The organism is Dyadobacter endophyticus (assembly GCF_014641595.1).
GTDB lineage: Bacteria > Bacteroidota > Bacteroidia > Cytophagales > Spirosomataceae > Dyadobacter > Dyadobacter endophyticus.
On the sequence record NZ_BMIA01000003.1, the window covers coordinates 931,055 to 952,193 of the forward strand.

Annotated in this window: 18 protein-coding genes; 6 read left to right on the top strand and 12 right to left on the bottom strand. The window is 49.0% G+C overall.

Features of this window, described 5'->3' with window-relative positions; all coding sequences use genetic code 11:
* Positions 1–109 precede the first annotated feature (109 nt).
* Positions 110–418 carry an isoamylase early set domain-containing protein gene (locus IEY24_RS23665; protein ID WP_188936760.1) on the top strand — a complete coding sequence of 103 codons (309 nt, stop codon included), beginning with the start codon at positions 110–112 and terminating at the stop codon, positions 416–418.
* Between the two features lie 79 nt (positions 419–497).
* Here IEY24_RS23665 and IEY24_RS23670 read toward each other — a convergent pair whose 3' ends face one another.
* From IEY24_RS23670 to IEY24_RS23680, 3 genes are all read right to left on the bottom strand, one after another.
* A complete protein-coding gene (locus tag IEY24_RS23670; RefSeq protein ID WP_188936762.1) occupies positions 498–1,418 on the bottom strand; it encodes a hydroxypyruvate isomerase family protein in 921 nt (306 codons plus the stop codon).
* An 82-nt stretch (positions 1,419–1,500) separates the two neighbouring features.
* Entirely contained in the window at positions 1,501–4,110 is a 2,610-nt protein-coding gene (locus IEY24_RS23675; protein WP_188936764.1) for a PVC-type heme-binding CxxCH protein, read from the bottom strand.
* 329 nt (positions 4,111–4,439) lie between these two features.
* Positions 4,440–7,523, bottom strand: coding sequence for a PVC-type heme-binding CxxCH protein (locus IEY24_RS23680; protein ID WP_188936766.1), 3,084 nt, complete (start codon positions 7,521–7,523; stop codon positions 4,440–4,442).
* Between the two features lie 127 nt (positions 7,524–7,650).
* On the opposite strand from IEY24_RS23680, the gene IEY24_RS23685 reads away from it, so the two are divergent.
* From IEY24_RS23685 to IEY24_RS23695, 3 genes are all read left to right on the top strand, one after another.
* Positions 7,651–8,238, top strand: a complete 588-nt coding sequence (locus tag IEY24_RS23685; RefSeq protein ID WP_188936768.1) for a hypothetical protein — start codon at positions 7,651–7,653, stop codon at positions 8,236–8,238.
* A 71-nt stretch (positions 8,239–8,309) separates the two neighbouring features.
* A complete protein-coding gene (locus IEY24_RS23690) occupies positions 8,310–9,239 on the top strand; it encodes an alpha/beta hydrolase (RefSeq protein WP_188936771.1) in 930 nt (309 codons plus the stop codon).
* A gap of 61 nt (positions 9,240–9,300) precedes the next feature.
* Positions 9,301–10,488, top strand: a complete 1,188-nt coding sequence (locus IEY24_RS23695; protein WP_188936773.1) for a glycosyltransferase family 87 protein — start codon at positions 9,301–9,303, stop codon at positions 10,486–10,488.
* A 74-nt stretch (positions 10,489–10,562) separates the two neighbouring features.
* Here the strand turns inward: IEY24_RS23695 and IEY24_RS23700 are convergent, their stop codons facing one another.
* The 6 genes from IEY24_RS23700 to IEY24_RS23725 all read right to left on the bottom strand — a co-directional run bounded on the left by IEY24_RS23700 (position 10,563) and on the right by IEY24_RS23725 (position 14,953).
* Positions 10,563–10,979, bottom strand: coding sequence for a T9SS type A sorting domain-containing protein (locus IEY24_RS23700; protein ID WP_188936775.1), 417 nt, complete (start codon positions 10,977–10,979; stop codon positions 10,563–10,565).
* Positions 10,980–11,094: 115 nt separating this feature from the next.
* Positions 11,095–12,087, bottom strand: a complete 993-nt coding sequence (gene moaA, locus IEY24_RS23705; RefSeq protein ID WP_188936776.1) for a GTP 3',8-cyclase MoaA — start codon at positions 12,085–12,087, stop codon at positions 11,095–11,097.
* A gap of 9 nt (positions 12,088–12,096) precedes the next feature.
* Positions 12,097–13,005, bottom strand: a complete 909-nt coding sequence (gene moaCB, locus IEY24_RS23710; RefSeq protein ID WP_188936777.1) for a bifunctional molybdenum cofactor biosynthesis protein MoaC/MoaB — start codon at positions 13,003–13,005, stop codon at positions 12,097–12,099.
* A gap of 8 nt (positions 13,006–13,013) precedes the next feature.
* Positions 13,014–13,463 (bottom strand): molybdenum cofactor biosynthesis protein MoaE, encoded by a 450-nt coding sequence (locus IEY24_RS23715; RefSeq protein WP_188936778.1) that lies wholly within the window; start codon positions 13,461–13,463, stop codon positions 13,014–13,016.
* Between the two features lie 9 nt (positions 13,464–13,472).
* Positions 13,473–13,712 carry a MoaD/ThiS family protein gene (locus IEY24_RS23720; protein WP_188936780.1) on the bottom strand — a complete coding sequence of 80 codons (240 nt, stop codon included), beginning with the start codon at positions 13,710–13,712 and terminating at the stop codon, positions 13,473–13,475.
* Between the two features lie 50 nt (positions 13,713–13,762).
* Positions 13,763–14,953 carry a molybdopterin molybdotransferase MoeA gene (locus tag IEY24_RS23725; RefSeq protein ID WP_188936783.1) on the bottom strand — a complete coding sequence of 397 codons (1,191 nt, stop codon included), beginning with the start codon at positions 14,951–14,953 and terminating at the stop codon, positions 13,763–13,765.
* Positions 14,954–15,421: 468 nt separating this feature from the next.
* On the opposite strand from IEY24_RS23725, the gene IEY24_RS23730 reads away from it, so the two are divergent.
* Positions 15,422–16,201: a lytic transglycosylase domain-containing protein gene (locus IEY24_RS23730; RefSeq protein ID WP_188936785.1), complete on the top strand. Its 780-nt coding sequence runs from the start codon at positions 15,422–15,424 to the stop codon at positions 16,199–16,201.
* Positions 16,202–16,329: 128 nt separating this feature from the next.
* Positions 16,330–16,773, top strand: coding sequence for a peptidylprolyl isomerase (locus IEY24_RS23735; protein ID WP_188936787.1), 444 nt, complete (start codon positions 16,330–16,332; stop codon positions 16,771–16,773).
* 72 nt (positions 16,774–16,845) lie between these two features.
* Here the strand turns inward: IEY24_RS23735 and IEY24_RS23740 are convergent, their stop codons facing one another.
* From IEY24_RS23740 to purH, 3 genes are all read right to left on the bottom strand, one after another.
* Positions 16,846–18,465 (bottom strand): sodium:solute symporter family transporter, encoded by a 1,620-nt coding sequence (locus IEY24_RS23740; protein WP_188936789.1) that lies wholly within the window; start codon positions 18,463–18,465, stop codon positions 16,846–16,848.
* A gap of 162 nt (positions 18,466–18,627) precedes the next feature.
* Positions 18,628–19,446, bottom strand: a complete 819-nt coding sequence (locus tag IEY24_RS23745) for a hypothetical protein (RefSeq protein ID WP_188936791.1) — start codon at positions 19,444–19,446, stop codon at positions 18,628–18,630.
* A 57-nt stretch (positions 19,447–19,503) separates the two neighbouring features.
* Entirely contained in the window at positions 19,504–21,039 is a 1,536-nt protein-coding gene (purH, locus tag IEY24_RS23750) for a bifunctional phosphoribosylaminoimidazolecarboxamide formyltransferase/IMP cyclohydrolase (protein ID WP_188936793.1), read from the bottom strand.
* Positions 21,040–21,139: the final 100 nt, after the last annotated feature.

A 21,139-nucleotide genomic window follows, 5' to 3' on the forward strand; every position in this document is an offset into this window, starting at 1 on the left:
TTATTATATAACTTTTCAAAGATCACAAACATTTAGCATGTTGATATTCATTGATTTGAATAATTTTTGATTGTATCTTTGAGCCATCAACCAATTAACACTACAAGTTATGGCATTAGCAAAACAGTTTGTAAAAAGTAAATCTGTTTACAAAGTGACGTTTACAGTTCCCGCCGAGGCAGCCTCGGAAGCGAAGAAAGTTGCCCTCGTAGGCGAGTTCAATGGCTGGAACCCGGAAGAAGCAATCGCATTGAAAAAACAGAAAGACGGTTCATTCAAAGCCAGTCTCGAGCTGGGTGCCGGAGAATATCAGTTCCGCTATATACTCGACGGTGACAAGTGGGAAAACGACTGGGAAGCAGACAAATATGTCCCGGCCGGTGTAGATGCTACCGAAAATTCAGTAGTAGTTCTTTAATCGATCAGGAATCAATAAAAAAACCGGAAAGCAGCGACGCTTTCCGGTTTTTTTATAGGTTAAATACAAATAGCGGTTATCAAATCGCGAAGCTGTCACTCTCCACATAGGCCTTGATCAGCGCTTCCTCACCTTCTTTGCCTTGCTGCGAATTGCCGTGTTCCATACCCATGATGAACGACTTACCTTCTTTCTTGCTGCGGTCGTAGATGTATTTGAAGATATTTTTATAGTTGATTTCGCCGGTTGTCGGTTCTTTACGGCCTGGTTCGTCCCCAATCTGGAAGTAGTCGATCTCGCTCCACGTCCGGTCGATATTATAGATCAGGCGACCTTCATTTTTCTGCATGTGGTAAATATCGTACAGGATCTTGCAGGACTTGCTGTTCACACCGCGGCAAATTTCGTAAGTCTGATCAGAAGTTCTCAGGAACAGGTTCGGTGAATCGCTCAGCGGTTCGAGCACCATTACCAGCCCGTGCGGTTCGAGGATTTCGGCACCCCGGCGCAATGCGTCGATCACATGGCCGGTTTGTACGCCTATCGGCAGGTTTCTTTCAAAATCGCCCGGAACGACCGTCATCCATTTTGCATTCACGCGTTTTGCCACTTCAACAGCCTTTTTACAGCCATTGAGGAAGATATCGATATATTCCTTTTTGCCAGCCGCTAATGTATTGGCCCCGTTACCACCTTTATCAACTACAAATACGCCCATTTCCATACCCAAGCGGCTCATTTCTTTGGCGATCGCCTCCTGTTGCTCCACAGGACGACCCATCATACCGTTGTCTTCCAGCGCCATAAACCCCTGGTCTGCCATAAATTTAAGCTGGTCGATCACATCCTTCCCGGCGCTGTTCTGGAACATACCGAAGTGAGAAGCGTATTTAAGCTTAAACTTGTTTTTGGCCATCGGGGCGGTGGCAAATGCATCTCCTGCTGCGATTGCGGCACCAGCCAAACCAAGCGTAGATTTTACAAAATTTCTGCGGAGCATAAATGTTTCGATGTTATTTGTTTCAGATTGTAAAGCTGTACAGTTCGGAAATATACCCCAAAATCGCCCTTGAATCTTCGTCCTACTCGCTTTTTCTGCGTTTGCGGCGCTCTTTTTTACCACTTTTCGGCTGTTCTTCGGGTGTGGTCACCACTTCCTCCACGGGAGGTTTAGGCAAATAGGGAGCCAATTGAGCTTTAATCTCTTCCCGGAATGCATTCTTTACCCCTTCCAATGCGGCCTCCTTCACTTCTCCGCTGATCTGGTCGGATCTCAGCAATTTCACGACCGCCTCCTCTCCCGGCCAGCTTCCGCCGAGGTAACGCGCGGCATTCTTACGGACGCTCATGGGTTCGCCTGCATCTAGCAATGTCGATCGTAACAGGTACACCGATTCGGCACTTCCAACCGTCTGAATAGAAGCCAGCAGCGCCGATTTATTCACCTCATTCATACCCGCCAATTTCTGCGTAACATAAGAAATACCGGCTTGTTCCAGCAGCAATGCACCCGCATCGCGACCGATTACTTCATCGGATTTGCCCAATGCAAGTTTCAACAACCGGCCATTCTCCGATTCCAGCTCGTAGCGTGTCATCAGATCGATGTAATGCTCGGTACCGTAAGTTTCGTCGAGGAGCTTGTTCAGCGCGGTCAACCCCTGTTGAGAGTTTGTTACAAATGATTTATCCAAGTGCAGCAGCGCCAGTTTGCTTACTTCGATGCGATCTGACGAAGGAACATTTAAGACACTCAAAAGCGCCTGTGTTTTCTCGTAACCCGCATGGAAAAAATCGAAAGACCGGAAATAGCGGAGCCGGCTTTTGAAACTCACCGACGTGTCGGCTGCCAGTTCGCTTAAATAGGGAATGGCCTTGCGTGTACGTGCGAGCCAGATAATGTCCTTGCCGGCGTCGGTCATCCACGGTTTTGTGCCTGCTCTTTCGAGCCACGCGGGGAAAAGGCGCTCCCACTGGTCGTAAGCACCGATGCTGAGTGCTTCCACGGTCCAGCGGTCGTTGCCTTTGTATTGTTTTGCCAATTGCAACCACACATCCAGGGCTTCGTAGGTGTGGTTATGGTTGATGGCCAACGCACATTCGCGGCGCACCTGCGGGTCGCGGTCGGAAGTAAGGCGTTTGATATATTCGGTCGGGTCGCTGTTACGCTGACGCACGGCGCGCAATGCGGTAATGCGCAGGTTTGGGTTCAGCTCGCGGAAACCAATATCAAGATTTCGGTAGTTGAAGCCTTCAATGCGATTTAATACCCACAATGCGCGGGCACGAAGCTTCGGATTGCCATTATAAAGCCTGAAAAGCTCTTCCAAAAACGGCTCGGCAGCCCAGCCGTGCTTTACACATGCATTCCAGGCCAGGTAGCGCTGCGACAGATTCGGGCTTTGCAATGCCTTTACCGCCTGCTCGGGAATTGTAAGGTCAAAAACGGGTATTTTATAAGGCGTGCCGGTTGGCGCGACGCGGAAAATGCGGCCACGGCTGCGGTCTTTCATTTTGTTGGAGCCTATAACAGGGTCATACCAATCGGAAATGATAAGTGAGCCGTCCGGCGCGACGCAAACATCCGTCGGCCGGAACCATTTGTCTCGCTTGCCTTCGAGAATAGGCAGAATACCCGTGGATTTATAGCCGGCACCCTCATTTTGGACCGGAAATGCGCTCACGTAGCCTTGCCCGGCATCGGCAAGCAAGATCTGGTCCCAATAGCGTCGTGGCAACAGATCTCCTTCGTAGATGGTCATACCCATTGGAAAGCCGGAACCGGTTTCCAGCAAATCAGGCACTACGCCAGGGTCATTCTGGTGCCAGTGGCGGCGTGGAATTTCGTCTTCCAGATTGGTACGGTTGAGACGCCAGCTTGCACTGGTCATTTCATCGATATAGCCAAAATTACCATTCTCCATCACATACGACACCCTGTCGGCCCCATTACCCGGTTCCTCCTGGTCCGACTGCCACATGGTACCATAGCTATCCACAGCCACTTCCCAGCCATTGCGGAAGTTTTCGGCCATAACCTCGACTTTGGTAAAATCCTGCTCGCAGCGGAACACCACGCCTTGTTTATATTGCCTGAAATCAATTGGTCTTTCGTATTTGTCAAGCAGCGGGCGATCCTGGCCATCGACCAATTGCCGGCCTGCATTACCGAAGTTAAAGTAAAACTTGCCGTCCGGCCCGAACACAAACGAATGCACACCCGCATCGTGCTGCGTGCCGCCGATTCCTTTAAAAAGAATTTCCTTTGTATCTGCCTTATCATCGCCGTTAACATCCGTAAAAAGCCAAACATACGGGCTCTGCGAAACCACCGCTTTATTGCCCATTACCCAAATACCCAGCGGCGCATTAAGCTCCGGTCCCTGGTAAAATACTTTGGTAACATCCGCCTTTCCGTCACCATCCTTATCCTCCATGATCACAATGCGATCGCCCTGCCCGAGCTCCGATTTACCGTTCACGGCCGGCCGGTAATTGTACGACTCGCATGCCCACACGCGCCCGCGATGGTCGACATCGATATTAATCGGGTTGATCACATTCGGTTCCGAGGCAAAGAGCGTAGCTTCCAGCCCGTCCGCTGCCTGTACGCCCGCCACTGCATTACGCGAGAAGCGCCGCTCGGTCTCCGACAGCGCCGCATAGGCACTATCCGGATCAACAACTACCAATGAATCAACAACTTGACTAAAACCTTGAAAAGAAAGGGAAAGAAAAAGGCACGCAGCACACCACGCAGATCTCACGATAAAGAATTGTTTCAAAACGAATTTTTGATGATGCAGATAATTTCCAAAACGATATAAAAATACCTTATGTTTTGGGAATTACGAAATGGAGTTTTGGAAAGTTGTAACCTTTCGGCGATTTGAAGTGGCTTGATTCAGAAGTGAAAGGTGATTAAATTTCTTTAAGAATTACATGCACTATCAGTATTTATGAAGGAAAAATCAGGCATTTGCTAAACAAAAAGAGGAGCCCTTCGGCTCCTCTTTCATCTCTATTTCTTCTTCAAACTACTCAGGTAATCCACCAAACTCACCAACTCCTCCGTACTCATCGCATCCTGCAAGCCCGACGGCATCATTGAATCTTTGAGTTGTTTAATGGATTTAACTTGCGACATTTTGAATTCCTGGGTCGAGCCGCCGGGAAATTTGAGAATCAGGTCGGTTTCAGTTTTGCTTGAAATGATTCCTGAAACGGCGGTACCGTCTTTTAATGTCACCTCAAAACCTTCGTAACCAAAACCAATACCCGCGCTCGGATCGAAAATGGCTGAATATTGTGCCTCTTTTGGGAGCTTACTTCCGATTTCAGAGAGTTTCGGGCCGAAATCCATGCCTTCTCCGTTTACCTGGTGGCAAACCGAGCAATAGGATGTAAATACCTGCTTGCCTTTCGCGATATCACCTTTCATACCTACGAGTTCTTTCACCTCAGGGTGCTTTTTGGCAGCTACGGCCGGTCCATCCAGGTATTTGGCAGCTTCCAGCTTGACCGATTTTCGCCATGCACCATTCAGGCCTTGTACCGCGGCGGTTTTTGCCTCACCGTTTAGTTTTCCTTCTTTCAGTAACACCAGCACCTGGTCTTCGCCGCTCATTGTTCCACCCAACGATTTGGCCGCGATCGTACGCAGGTCCTCCGCATAACTATCCTCAGTAGCAACGGTTTTCAATATTTCGAGCGCGTCCTTACTTCCTACGGATCTCAGCGACGCCAGCGCGTTCGCACTCTTACTTTTATCCGAACCTTTCACCACATTCCAAACCAGCGGTGCACCACCTTGTTTAATCAATTGCGAAGCCGCGGCCGATCCGGCGCGACTGGCCGATTGCTCCAATGCCATCGCAAGAAGCCGCTGATTTTCAGATGAAAGCTCATATTTTGCAACGAGTTCGAGGTAGGCTTGTGTGCCGTAGGTCGCGTCGAGCATCTTTTTCAACGCGGCCATCGCCTCAGGCGTTTGCTTCACAAATGCGGGATCAAGATGGCGCATGACCAGTTCATTCACTTTGTCCTGGTCTTTACCGGATCCGTTCGTGAGTTTCAGCAATGCCATTGATTTTTCGCGACCAGCCGAATTGAAGTCGAATGCCCGGAAATAACGAAGCCTGCTTTTCAAATCGACTGTCGGATCTCCGGCAAGCGAGGCCAGCAACGGAACCGATTCCTTACCGCGCGAGCGCCATACGATGTCCTTACCTGCCTGCGTAGCTACCGGATTTGCACCCGCTTTGGCAAGCCAGGCTTTAAAAAACGAATCCCACTGCCCATCAGCGCCGATCCCGAGGGCTTCGAGGTACCAACGGTCTTTTCCATCATACTGCTGCGCAATCGATGCCCACAACGCGGGGGCATCGGGCGACGGGTTATGGTGCAATAGCAACACGCATTCGCGGCGAACCTGTGGCTCGGCGTCTTTGGACAATGTTTTGATGTAAGGAATCACATCCAGGTGTTTCGATTCGGAAGCTGCGCGAAGGCCCGCAATACGGATGTCCGCATTAGCATCTTTAATTGCCAGATCAACTGCTTTTTTCGCAGTTAACGGCCATTTGCTAAGCAGCCAAAGCGCCCGGGCACGCATGCGTGGCTCGGCATTTTTGTTGGTAAATAGCTTTTCAAGTGCAGGAGCTGCTTTTACACCCATCCCATTTAATGCAGTCCAGGCCTGGTAACGAATGGATAAGTTTGGATTCTGCAATGCTTCCACAGCACCTGGTACCGTTGTAAAATCAGCTTTTTGAATGCGGTAGGGTGTATTTAAAGGTGCAACACGGTAAATGCGGCCTTTCCCCTGGTCACCGGCCTGGTGACCACCCACGCCCGGATCGTACCAGTCGGAAACCAGCAGCGAGCCGTCGGGCGCTACGCAGACGTCAGATGGACGAAACCACTGGTCACGCTTACCGTCTACCACGTTTACGATTTTGGCTGAATAACCTGCACCTGCTTTCTCGACGGGATACGAGCGTACCACATTATGGCCCGGTTCGCAATGGATCATTTGTCCCCAAAATTCCTTTGGAAGCAATTTCCCCTCGTAAACGACCATACCAGTCGGTGAACCCGAGCCGGTCTGCAACAGGTTTGGCACCACGCCCGGGTCGTTCAAATGCCAGTGGCGGTAAGGGATCGAGTCTTCCATATTGGTGCGGTTCGCACGCCAGCCAGCACCGGTCATTTCGTCGGTATAGCCGTAGTTACCGTATTGCATGACGTAATTGATGCGCACACCCTTGTTACCATCGTCGTCGTTGTCCGACTGCCACATTGTACCATAGCTATCGACCGCCACTTCGAAATTGTTCCGGAAGTTGTTGCCGAGTACTTCAATATTGGTAAAGTCAGGATCGCAGCGAAAAACCATACCCTGTCTCAACTTTGAGAAATCGATAGGCTTGCCATCTTTTCCCACGACAGGATTGCCCTTTCCGTCGAGCAGATGGTCACCTTCATTTCCAAAATTGAAATACAATTTACCGTCCGGCCCAAATACGAATGCATGCATACCGTGATCGTGCTGATCACCGCCGATGCCTTCGAAAATGACTTCTTTTTTATCCGCTTTCAAATCGCCGTTCTCGTCGGTGAAGAGCCATACATACGGACTTTGGGAAACAATTACCTTATTACCCATCACCCAAACGCCCAGTGGCGCATTGATTTCTGCCCCTTGATAAAAGACCGTCGATTTATCGGACTTGCCATCACCATTGGTGTCTTCCAGTACCATAATGCGGTCGCCCTCATTTTTCGTAGGATTCCCGTTGATTGCCGGACGATAGTTATACGCTTCGCAGACCCACACCCTCCCGAGGTGGTCCACATCGATGTTCGTCGGGTTAGTGATCGCCGGTTCCGATGCGAAAAGGGTTGCTTCCAGACCATTGGCAGTCGTCAGGCCGGCTACGGCATACTTCGACGACCGTTTTTGGGCATCGGTGAGGTCTTTGTAAAGCGTGTCCGCCGAAGCGGCGTCAATCGTACTCGGATTCGAACGCTGATAAGAGGCGACCATCAAACCGGCCAGCATGCAGCCCGCGGGGAAGAGGATAAGCGATTTTTTGAAGTTCATGGGTAAATCGAGCGCTTTTTGGCCTTGAATCAGAAAGCATTAGCCTGATCCAGGGCCTATACGTGTCATTTTTACAATAATAATTTTAATTACGTGTATAAGAGACCACCTACTTATATTTACTATCATGAAAAAGACTTTTTTTTCCTGCATTGCACTTTGCATTGCTGCTGAAATTTCAGCCCAAAATATTCCATCGCCGGATATTCAGATCAAAACAGCGGTAATGGCCGCCCCTTCGGACAAACAGGCTGGTGCCAAAGTTTATGGTTACGGCACCGACGGTACGTTCAAGATCCTGCGCGAGGGCAGCAACGATTTCGTTTGCCTGGCCGACGACCCTAAAAAAGAAGACATCGGCGTATCGTGCTACCTTGCCGAGCTGGATGCATTTATGGAGCGCGGGCGTGTGCTGGCCAAAGAGGGTAAGAATCAAAAGGAGATTTTTGACATCCGCGAAAAAGAAGTGAAAGAAGGCACATTGAAAATGCCGAAGCAATCATCGACACTATACGTTCTGTCCGGCTCGAAGGATAATTACGACGCCGCCACCGGTTCGCTCAAAAATGGTTACCTGCGCTATGTCGTTTATATTCCGTTCGCCACAGCCGAAAGTACGGGACTACCCCTGAAACCCGATGTTCCGGGTATGCCGTGGATCATGGACCCGGGCACGCACCGCGCGCATATAATGATCAATCCGCCGAAACCGTAGACGCTTGACGGGCATTTTGAGGGTATATTACGTCAGCGCGCGTCTTTTCGAGGAAAAGCAACGAGAAATCGATGAAAAAAACTGCACGTATACTTACCGTTTTGAGCCTGCTCGCGTTATCAAGTCCATCTATGGCACAAACTGAGACCATTAACCTTTGGCCGGAAGGCAAAATCCCCAATTTTAAAACGAGTGACATTGAAGAAAAATCGGTAACCGACGCGCAGGGAATCCTGCGGATCAGCGGCGTTACCGTTCCGACCATTGCAGCCTATATTGCACCGAAAGAGAAGGCGACAGGCGCTGCGGTGATGATCTGCCCGGGTGGCGGCTATGGCATACTCGCTGCTTCGCACGAGGGAAGTGACTTTGCCAAATGGTTTAATGACCGGGGTATTTCCGCATTTGTCCTTAAATACCGGCTGCCCAACGAGAAAGCGATGGCGCATCAGCACGAAGTACCGCTGATGGACGCGATGCAAGGCATGAAACTGATCCGGCAGAATGCCACCAAATGGGGTATTGATGTGAACAAGATCGGCGTGATGGGCTTTTCGGCCGGGGGGCACCTTGCAGCAACGCTTTCGACCCATCACAATATGGGTGAAAAAGCGTCCGCCGACGGCAAACCGAATTTTTCGATATTGATTTACCCGGTAATCTCGTTTCAGCCGGCGATCTCGCACGGAGGCTCGCGCGACAACCTGCTTGGACCGGAAAAATCGGACGAATTGATTAAATATTACTCCAACGAATTGCAGGTTTCGGATCAGACGCCGCCCGCATTTCTCGTTCATGCGATGGACGATACGGGCGTGCCGGTCGAGAACAGCATCGAATATTATCTGGCGCTAAAAAAGAAAAAAATCCCTGCGGAGATGCATTTGTACCCAAAAGGCGGGCACGGCTACGGCATGCGCACCGAAGGAAAAGGCTCTCTTGCCAACTGGCCTGCGGCCATGGAAGGCTGGCTGAAAGCAATGGGATACCAGAAAAATTGACCGCGACGATGAATTAATCCCTAGTTTTGAAGAAAAATCAACGCTAGGGATTAGTCATTTTATGAATGCTTTTAACCGTCTGGTGATCAATAAGCGATCGCTCCTCTTTATTGTATTGGCTATTGCTGCCTTTGCCACGCTTCAATCGGTATTCTCCCACCCGAAAACCTTTGCGAACCAGCCGCAACTTTACACTACTTATAATAATTATGTCATCTTCAAGCAATCCTTCTTCCATTTGATAGAAGGGAAAAACCTGTATAGATGGCATGTCAACGAGCATTGGGATCTGTTCAAGTACAGCCCGGCATTCGCGCTTGTTTTTGGTATACTCTCCATTATGCCAACGTTTGTCGGCCTCTTCTTCTGGAATCTGATCAATGTGGCCGTACTCTTCTTCTCGGTGTATTTTCTTCCAAGAATCGGCCTCCGAACAAAGGGACTTATGGTCGCCTTTATGCTGGTAGAGTTGCTTACAGCCACGCAAAACGAACAAAGCAATGCATTAATCGCCGGCTTGCTGCTATTTGCGTTCGGATTCCTCGAAAGGGATAAATACTGGATGGCATCGCTGTGTATCGTTAGCACAATCTTTATTAAACTGTTCGGTATTGTAGCGCTGGCATTGTACCTGCTGTATCCGAACAAGTTCAAGCTGGCCTATACGACCGCGGCCTGGGTAATTTTGCTTACGATACTCCCGATCGTCGTGGTAAGTCCCGAGCAATTTGTGGTCCTCTACAAAACCTGGTGGAAGCTGCTTGCGGCCGACCGTGACTTTTCTGATGGCTTATCGGTAATAGGCTGGCTGAAAATCTGGTTTTCCATGAATGTGAACAAAACTTACGTCAATTTAATAGGTGTTGCACTGTTCTGCCTACCCTTACTTAAAATCAAATCGTACGGCAATTTCGTTTTCCGGGCATTGATGCTGGCTTCGGTACTGGTATGGGTGGTCATTTTCAACCACCGCGCCGAATCTCCGACCTTTATCATCGCTATTGCCGGAGTGGCGGTCTGGTATTATTTGCAGGCTCCTACCAAACTCAATTACGTCCTGCTCGTGCTCGCGTTTGTGTTTACCACACTATCGCCTACCGATCTGTTTCCTCCATTTGTCCGCAATCAGTACTTCTGGCCGTATGTAGTAAAAGCGGTACCCTGCATTATTATCTGGGGCAAGATCATCTATGACCTCCTTTTCACCGAGTTACTTCCACGACCAACCGAAGCAGAGATAGCGCAATAAAATCAGCGCAAAAAAATGCGTTACAGGAGTGCTGCGGCTGCATCCTGTAACGCGTAAAAATTATTGATACTGAATTAATTCACACCCAAAAGCGTACGGTTTACTTCCCGCACTTCTTTGGTAGACAGGTAAATACTTTTGACGATCTTCTCATTGTCGTTGGAAATTTCGAGGGTATAAACGCCGTCACCCATTTCGTCGAAACTTATTTTCCGCCCGGTTTTGGTGATATACTTGGGCACAAATTCCTCATGAATCAGCTTTCCTTTGCTGTCCATCAAGCGAATAGCTACTTTTTCACCCTTTTCTTTTTCCATCATCACATTCATCGACATGGTGTTACGCACACGATACATGCCTACACGAAATTTCTCACAAGTGTTGTTTTTGCATTCCGCCTTGGGTGAAACGATTGGGTCTGCTTGTACCTGGGCAGCAACGGTAAACAATGCGAATGTAGCAGCAACGGCGGTTTTTAAGATGTTCCTCATGGCTCTTGAAGGTTAACTGATTGGTTCATTAAAGTTGATTTCGAACCAATGAGGTAACCGCCCGGGCCATTGTTGCATACAAAGTTTGGACGGCAAAATAGGTGGTTAAGCGGAGTCAGCCCCCGATCGCGATCATCTCCCGATTCTGCTCATACTCCGATTTGGCTTGTTGCTTGGAGAAGCTGGCGTGGCCGCCGTGAGCGAAGTGTTTTTTCTGGAAATGCGCGTAAATGAGTTGGCGGACATCATCGCCTCTACGCAATGGCGTAAGAAGATCTACTTCGGATGTATCGAAAAGGCAGTTCTTCAACTTGCCGTCGGCGGTGAGGCGGATCCGGTTGCACCCTTCGCAAAATGGATGGGTTACAGTGCCAATGATCCCGAAAGTCCCCAGGCCATCATTTACCTGAAATCGCCGGGCAGTGTCGTGCAATTCCCCAGCGACAGGCTGAAATTCATACTCCTGACCAATCGCTGACAATAAATCGGCATAGGAGACGATTTTGGACATATCCCACTGATTGCCTTTGAAAGGCATGAATTCAATGAAACGCACATGAAGATTAGGCTCGGCCAGCGTCATTCTCACGAAATCGTTCACTTCGTCATCGTTCGTTCCGCGCATTACTACCATGTTGAGTTTCACAACAAACCCTTCATTTAAAAGCAGTCGAATGTGGTCAAGTGTTTTGACGAAGTGGTCCCTTTTCGTGATCGACTTGAACCGTTCCTCCTGAAGAGTGTCCAGGCTGACGTTCAGGGAAGTAACCCCGGCCGTCTTCAATTGCGGAATAAACTGATCGATATAAACCGCATTGGTAGTCAACGTGAGTGAGGCGGGAAGTTTTCCCAGCTCGGAAATGATTTCGGCGGCATCTTTACGGACCAACGGCTCTCCTCCGGTAAGCCGGATTTTCTCAACACCCATTTCAACAAACAAACCGGCCAGGTAGGAAATCTCATCGGCTTGCATAAGCCATTTGGACGGCATGAATTGCATATCCTCCTGCGGCATACAATAGGTACAACGAAGATTGCACTTATCCGTCAGTGAAATACGCAGATAAGTGTGCTTGCGACCAAATGTATCCAGAATAGGCAGTGCCATCGTTTGTTGTTAATCGTGTTTCTTTCCTTCTAAAACATTAAAAACGTGTAAAACATGCGGGAAAAGCGCGTCAATATATTCAGTTACGCCGCCTGTGCTTCCCGGCATGGTGATTACCAGCATTTCGCCAATAAAACCGGCCGCAGATCTCGACAACATAGAGGTCGGAACCCGCTCCTGGCCATAGTGGCGGGCGGTCTCGGCAATACCCGGAATTTCGCGGTCAAGCAGTTCGGAAACCGCTTCGGGCGTCACGTCACGGGGTGACAAACCAGTACCGCCGGTGAGCAGTACCATGTTGTAGCCCGCACTTTGTAATGAAAGCAATTTGCTTTGAATACCCGCCCGGTCGTCCGCGATAATGCTGTAATCGCCTACTTCCAGGCTAAAAGCAGCTAGTTTTTCTATAATCTTCTTACCGGATCTGTCTTCACCGATCCCTTTCGAAATACTATCGGAGCAAACTACCACAGCTACTTTCAAACCTTCCGGCGCCGCCTTGCGGTCACTTTTTCCACCTTTTTTCTCCAACAACCGAATATTCCGTATTTCGACGCCCTTATCAATCGGTTTGAGCATGTCGTACATCGTCAGTGCCACCACCGACGCGCCGTGCATGGCCTCTACTTCTACGCCCGTCTTATATATTGTCTTGACAGTCAACTCAATGACAATCGTCAAACCTTCGATCCTATATTGAACGCCGGTATATTCCACCGGGATCGGATGGCAGTCGGGCAGCAAATCGGGCGTTTTCTTCACTGCCAGAAAGCCGGCTGCTTTTGCCATTTCAAAAACATCGCCTTTCGGCACAGTCCTGTTTTGAATCGCCTCCACCGTCTCCGGCTTGCTTACCTGCACAATTGCCTGTGCGGTGGCAATGCGGAGTGTGTTGGTCTTATGGGTAATGTCAACCATTAATAATCTTATTTATTCTCCTTCCAGACATGCTGCCCCGCCTCACCTATCAGCTCTTTGCCAAAAATGGGCACGTTGGCCTTAATCTCTTCCACAATATATTCCGAAGCCTCAAATGCCGCCCTTCGATGGGGGGATGACACGAATACGAAAAGGCTAATCTCGCCTGTCGGAACAAGGCCCAGGCTGTGGTAAATATGCATACACGTAAGCTCGAATTTCGCAAACGCGGCCTCACGGATGTCGTAAAATGCCTGTTCGGCCATTTCCTCATAGGCCGTATAGTCGATTCCCGTTACCGGTCCGCCTTCCTTCTGATCCGCGCGAATCTGCCCGAGAAAGATCGCATGAGCACCAATCCCCGTTTTGGATTGATGGCTTGCGATCGACTTCGCGACAAAATCAGGGCTGATAGGCCCTTGAATAAAAACCTTTTTGGGTTTATGTGCTTTTTCCATGTCCTCCTGTTATCCTCCTGCAAACGGCGGCAGCAATGCAATCTCGGCCGGGGTTTCTATCAATAAAAAATCCTCCGAAATTCGCTGATTGACCGCTATTTTGAATTTTTTCTCCCGCATAGCCGGGTATTTGTCCAGTATTTGTTCACGGAACTGCCCCACCGTCAGGCCACCGGCTGCGTTCCAGACTTCGTCCGAAAGCCCGGCGATCTCGGCCAGCATTCCGAAATATTTGACTTGAAAACTCATTGGTATCTTATCATCATTCAATCCAATAACCCGCAACTGGTTCCCCGGGTTCAGAACGGAAGCAAATGTACTTCTACGAGCTCGCCCGCTTCCACACGATTCTGCCCGACAGGTAAATAGATAATCGCATTCGAAACTGCGAACGAGCCTATCACAAACGATTCCTGCCCGTCGAGCGAGACGACTTCGCTACCTTCAACCCTTGCTTTCAGAAACTCGTCGCGCTCTCCGTCGAAACGGTAAGCATCCCGCAAGGGCAACCGCACAGACCTTAAAAACGGCTCCCTGCTCCCCATTATTTTTTTCAATGCGGGCAGCACATATTCATAATAGCAAACCAGCGATGACGCCGGGTTACCCGGCAACGCAAAGATCAACTTTTCCTCTTTTTTGGCAAAAAGAAGCGGCTTGCCGGGTTTTTGCCTTACTTTATAAAAGATCGTTTCGGCGCCCAATGCCTCCAACGCCTTTCCTACGAAATCATAATCTCCCACCGAAATGCCCCCGGAGGCCAGGATGACGTCGTGTTCCTCTAATAACACTTCAAGCGCTGCGATGGTAGCATCCAGATCATCGGACGCATAGCTTATCGAAAAGTCCCCGATGCCGGCTTGCGCCAGTGCGGCTTGCAGCATGGCAGAATTGGATTCATATATCTTTCCCGGCACCAACGCTTCGCCCGCTTTCAGCAACTCGTCACCGGTAACGAGGAGGCCAACCTTCGGCTTGGAATAGACCGTCACCTCATTTACATTCATTCCCTTCAAAAAACCGACAGCACCCGGCGAAACGAGCGCTCCTGCACGTAATGCGACTGCTCCCTGCGCGATCTGCTGTCCTGCCCGGCGGACATTCTTACCTTCCGCAACCGGAAATTCATGAATTTGAACAGACCGATCACTCAATGACGTATTTTCCTGCATCACCACGGCAGTCGCCCCCTCAGGTACCGGTGCGCCGGTGAATATGCGCACGGCCGTGCCCGCGCTCACAACCGGCAAATCGGCCTGCCCGGCTTTCGACTCTCCTGCGAGTCGCAGCATGGTACCTGATTCCGAAACATCCGAATGCAGGATAGCATAACCGTCCATCGACGACTGCCTGAACGGTGGAAGCGCTATCGGCGAGATCACATCTTCCGACAGATAACTCCCTATGGCCTCTGATAAGGGCATTTGCACCGCTGGCAATGTTCCGGTGTTGGCAATAATTCTCTGTTTCGCCTCGTTGACTGTGACCATATTATGAAAAATACCATGCAGAGGTGCAAGTTAACACATTGCGGATGCAAATGGAGAAGCTTAAAAATGTCTCCCGAATACCGGTTTTTGCTTACAATTGGCGACATTTTCCACAATAATACCATTATCCCCACAAAACACATTTTGTAACCAACTGACCATCAACTGTTAAAACTTCTATCCAAAAACCGCTCTCTTACTATAATTACATTCAATGCAAGGTTTCACATTTTGTGCTTAGCGCTTTTTACCAATTAAAATTTCACGTTCCGTTAGCCTGGCGCGGTTTTTATTCAGCATCACTAGCCGGATACAGAATGTAGCGATCTTATTTTTATCCTAGAATTACTTTTATCAAACCCCTATAAATCAGTTTTTTACCCCAAATTGAAATTTTATTTATTCAATACCGTTATCTTTGCACTTCGGCCATGTGCCTAAAATGATGTTTCACGAAATACAAAATGCATGATTAGACTTATCTTTATGGCCTTCTCAATCGCAATATTCGGCAAAAGTCCGGTGAGCGAGGTGGGGGTGGAAAAGAAGGAACTGAAAGAAACTAACATTATTGATTCAGATCTTCTTGCTATTGACTTCTGTGGCGAAGCCATTCCTTTATCAGAGCTTCGAATCGCCGAGCGATATCAAAACACGATCAGAAATTACGACAATCCCACTTTTCGTAAGCTGATGACCACAACAAGAAAGAGGATGCGGGTTATAGAACCCATTCTCAGGAAGTACGGAGTACCAGCCGATTTTAAATATATTCCATTGATAGAGAGCGCCATGAAGGACGAGGTAACATCCCGTCGCGGCGCAGGCGGATACTGGCAACTGATGCCTTCTACTGCCAAATCTCTCGGGCTGGTTGTAAACGAAACCAGGGACGACCGCAAACATTTGGTCAAATCGACCCACGCCGCAGGAAAATACCTGCGCGACTTGTATAAACAACTGGGTTCCTGGACATTAGTAGCTGCTGCTTACAATGCAGGCCCGACGCACATCCAGAACAGGATGGATTCGCAGAACAAAGATGATTATTTCAAGCTCCGTCTCAATTCCGAGACTGCGCGGTACATCTATAAGATCCTTGCCGTAAAAGAATGGTTCTCCAATCCCGAAAGAAGCCGCGAATGGGGAAGCGGTGAGGTGGTAGATCGTATTTCTGCATTCAAGATCGCGCAGAAAAAAGCCGCAGCATTGGCCAAAGCCGAGATCTCGTCCGAGACCGGATCATAATCCCCACTATTTTATTTGAAAGTTGATAAGAAGAAAAGGATACATTATCCTTTTCTTTGTGTTGTTATGGCATGGGCCAAAACGTCCCCGGTAATACGTTCTTTAATTTTTAATACTCACTTTCAGACATGACAAAAGCGGAAATGATCACCGATAAGGGTACGATGCTTATCGAATTCTACGATGAGGATGCTCCCAATACGGTGAAAAACTTTGTTGATCTTTCTAAAAAAGGCTTTTACGATGGTGTAATCTTCCACCGCGTAATCCCTGACTTCATGATCCAGGGTGGTGACCCTACCGGCACCGGCCGTGGAGGACCTGGCTACAAAATTGATTGCGAACTGACAGGCGGCAACCAGTACCACGATCGTGGCGTGCTTTCTATGGCACACGCTGGCCGCAATACAGGAGGTTCACAGTTCTTCATCTGCCACAGCCGCAACAACACCGCACACCTCGACAGAAACCATACCTGCTTCGGCCGCGTGGTAGAGGGTGTTGAAACGGTTGACGCGATCCGTCAGGGTGACAAGATCCAGAAGATCACGATCATCGAAGAACAGGCGTAAGCTTTTCTGAATTATACAAAAAGGGGCCGGAATCAACTTCCGGCCCCTTTTTGTATGTATATGTCGGCTATCTCACCAGAAATGTCCGTACAAGTATGAAATGATAGCGATCACGACTACCGCGCCGATTACAAACGTACGGTGTGGCATGAACATCGACGCATCGATGGCAAGGCCTTTCTTTTCGTCGGGCATGATCAGACCGAGAATTACCATTACCGCTACGCATATCAGGAACACTAGGCCCATGCGGTCGAGGAAAGGAACTTGCGTCCAATCGGCGAATGGGAAGTAGTTGTTGTGCATCGCCAATGCGATCAGGAACCCGCCCACGATCGCGAACAATGCGCCCGCTGAGTTGGTACGTTTCCAGAAGAAACCCATGATGAAGGACGCGAAGATCCCCGGCGACAACAGACCTGTCATTTCCTGAATAAACTGGAAACCACCTTTTTTATCGATGCCCATATAAGGAGAAACGATGATCGCGAGGATCATTGAAATCACAACCACCGCACGGCCGATACGCACGAGCGTTTTCTCGTCGGCATTCTTGCCAATGTAGTTTTTGAAAATATCCAGTGTGAAAATCGTCGAAATACTGTTCGCCTTACCTGCCAGCGACGCCACTACTGCGGCTGTCAACGCTGCGAACGAAAGCCCCTTTAATCCGGTAGGAAGCAGGTTCAGGAGCACAGGATAGGCCTTATCTGCATTAATCACGCCGTCCTCACCGAGCATTTCCGCCTGGAACATGCCTTTGCTGTACAATGCATAAGCCGCAATACCCGGCAATACCACGATCACCGGCATTAGTAATTTCAGGAACGCAGCGAAAAGGATACCGTTACGCGCAGTTTTCAAATCAGCTCCCAATGCCCGCTGGGTAATGTATTGGTTACAGCCCCAGTAGTTCAGGTTCACGATCCACATACCGCCCAGCAATACCGCCAGACCCGGCAGCTGCATATAGAACGGGCTCGATTTTGGGAAAATCATATGGAAGTGGTCGTCGTGATTGTCGCGCATTACTTTGAAACCCTGCACAATTCCTTCAACACCTGCATTATCGGATACCAGATTGATGGCCAGATAAGTGGTAGCCAACCCGCCGATTACAAGGAAAAACACCTGAATTACGTCAGTAAAACCGATTACCTTCATTCCGCCGATCGTAATGATAATAGCAAATGTCGCCAACGCGATCATACAGAACTGAAAATCAAGCCCTGAAATACCTGAAACGGCCAATGCGCCCAGATACAGAATCGAAGTAAGGTTAACAAGAATGTAAAGCGCCAGCCAGAAGACCGCCATAATCAAGCTCACCGATTGGTTGTATCGCTGGCTGAGGAACTGGGGCATTGTGTAAATTTTGTTTTTGAGATAGATAGGCATAAAAAAGACGGCCACTATCACGAGTGTTGCCGCCGCCATCCATTCGTAGGTGGAAATTCCTAGCCCCATTGAGAAACCATTTCCGGACATTCCGATAAACTGTTCTGCTGAAATGTTCGACGCGATCAGCGAAGCACCAATCGCCCACCAGGTAAGCGAGCCCTCCGCCAGGAAGAAGTCCTTTGTAGATTCAACTTTTGATTTTTTCCGCTGATAAATCCAATAACCGTAACCGGAGACTACAATGAAGTAAAAGAAGAAAACGACATAATCCAGGGTTTGTAATTGTTGCATTTCAAATAATAAAATAGATGAATGAATGAAATTGATCAGCTTAGATTGAAACGTACAGTATATTCAAAAAATAATACAAAATCTGAACAAACATGCCAATATTCGTTCCTCTTTTGAAAAGGAGCGCATAAATATAGCCTACAAGCACATATTCATAATGCTTTACTCTGATATTTTCTTTGAATCTTTAAAATGGTGCGGGCTCATGGGGCCATAGGCATCTTCAAAAGAGTTGCCTTGCTGCATACTCGCGATAAAACGCTGCAAACCAGCATCTCTGCGAAGCAAAAGCCAGTAGGAAACCTCCATTCCGGCTGTCATATAGGCAGTCATAACATGCTTCTGATCGCCGAGAAAGAACTCGCGCATGGTAGAAATATCTTTGAGCAAAAGCAGGTCGCGGCCGTTGCGGGTGTAGTAACGCCACTCGTAACGGTAGGCCCGGTAACGCTCACGCGGCGTGGCTTCACTCACGAAACGCCGGTCGAGCATGAGCGCCAGGCCTTCGTTGAACCATTGGGGAATGTCATTAGTAGTGCGCCACCATCCAATGCGCTTCAACAATTCGATATGGCTCATTTCGTGCGCGATCACATCGGTGTTCATTCCCTGGGCATTCAGGATCACGTACGAACTTCCCCACGGCGTGCCAATACTGCATCCGGCACCCTCGTTGCTGCTGCAATACTTTTTGTATTGCTGCGCCGTCAGGCAGATGATGATTTTAGGATTGGATTTTTTACCCTGATAAAAAGAGTCAACGCGCGCCTCGGCGAGTGCAACGGTGCTTTTAAGGGTTTTGTATTTATTTCGGTTGATATCCGGGCTGAAATAGACCTTTTTATCGGTTGAATTAAATTTAGAGAATGCGATGAGCTCGCAGTAGAATATCTGAGGATAAAGGAAAAAGAGGCTGCCCAACAGGACAATTAATCCGGTCAGAAGGAATCTGGAGACTTTCCGGAGTGGGTTGGGTTTCAAGAGAAAATATTTTTGCCACGAAGGGACCGCGATGGCGCCTTCGTGGCAATATAAGTGTTAATGCTTAAAGTGACGAACCCCCGTAGTTACCATCGCAACGCCATTCGCATTGCAATAATCCACAGAATCCTTGTCACGAATAGAGCCACCCGGCTGAACAACCGCAGTAATGCCCGCGTGATGCGCGATTTCCACGCAGTCAGCAAACGGGAAGAATGCGTCGGAAGCCATTACTGCCCCATTCAGGTCAAAGCCGAACGCTTTCGCCTTCTCGATCGCCTGGCGCAATGCGTCTACGCGTGAGGTTTGGCCGGTACCGCTTGCCAGCAACTGGTTTTCTTTCGCCAGAACGATGGTGTTCGACTTGGTATGCTTGCAAACTTTCAATGCAAATTCAAGAGCTGTAACCTCGCTGGCAGTCGGCGCCTTCTCGGTAACAGTCGTAAACTGCGCCGCAACCTCGGTTGCAAGGTCTTTATCCTGCACCAATACCCCATTCAAAATGGTTTTGAACATAATCTGCGGCAACACCACTGCATTACGTTTCAGCAAAATGCGGTTCTTTTTGGATTTCAAAAGCTGCAACGCATCGTCGTCATAAGCAGGCGCGATGAGGATTTCCATGAACAGCTTGTTCAGCTCCTCCGCAGTGGCCAGGTCGACCTTCGTATTGGTAATAACCACGCCACCGAATGCTGAAACCGGGTCACAAGCCAGCGCATTGTCGTAAGCCTCTTTCGCAGTAGGTGCCGTAGCGATACCGCAGGCATTGGTGTGCTTGATGATCGCGAATGTAGGCTGAGCATCGGCAAATTCGTCGATCAGGCTCACGCACGCATCCACATCCACGAGGTTATTGTATGAAAGCTCTTTTCCGTGCAGTTTGTCGAAAATACCTTCCAGGTCGCCATAGTAGGTCGCATTCTGGTGCGGATTCTCGCCATAGCGCAGCGTTTGGGAAGCAAGGTTCGTAAAATCGAACAACTCTTTATCGGTCGTTTCTTTCCCGGATGTGAAGAAGCTGTTGATCGCTCCGTCATAATGCGAAGACACCCCGAATGCAAGGCCGGCATAGTAACGACGGTCTTCGATGTCGGTAGCACCCGCTTTCGCATTCAAAAGTTCAACCACTTCCGCATACTGGCTGCGGGATGATACAATCAATGTATCTTTAAAATTCTTCGCCGTTGCGCGGATCAGGGAGATACCGCCAATGTCTATCTTCTCGATAATGTCCTCCTCGCTCGCTCCGGATGCCACCGTTTCCTCGAAAGGATAAAGATCCACCACCACCATGTCGATGGCAGGGATATTGTATTGCTCAGCCTGCGCAACATCGCCCGCGTCGTCGCGACGGTACAAGATCCCCCCCATGATAGCCGGGTGAAGCGTTTTAACACGCCCGCCGAAAATCGAAGGATAACCGGTCAGCACTTCGGCAGCGGTTACGGGAATGTTGAGATTTTCAATGAAAGTCTGAGTTCCTCCGGTCGAGTACAGCTTTACACCGTTGTTGTGCAGGAGGCGGACCAAAGGCTCAAGTCCGTCTTTGTAATAAACAGAAATAAGCGCGGATTGGATTTTTTTAGACATTGTGCAACGTTTGCTCTAAGATTACAAATGCGGGATTTTGCTTACATTCGGCATTTCGGCTTGTCCCATATGGAAAAATAAACCGCAAAGATAGCCGAAA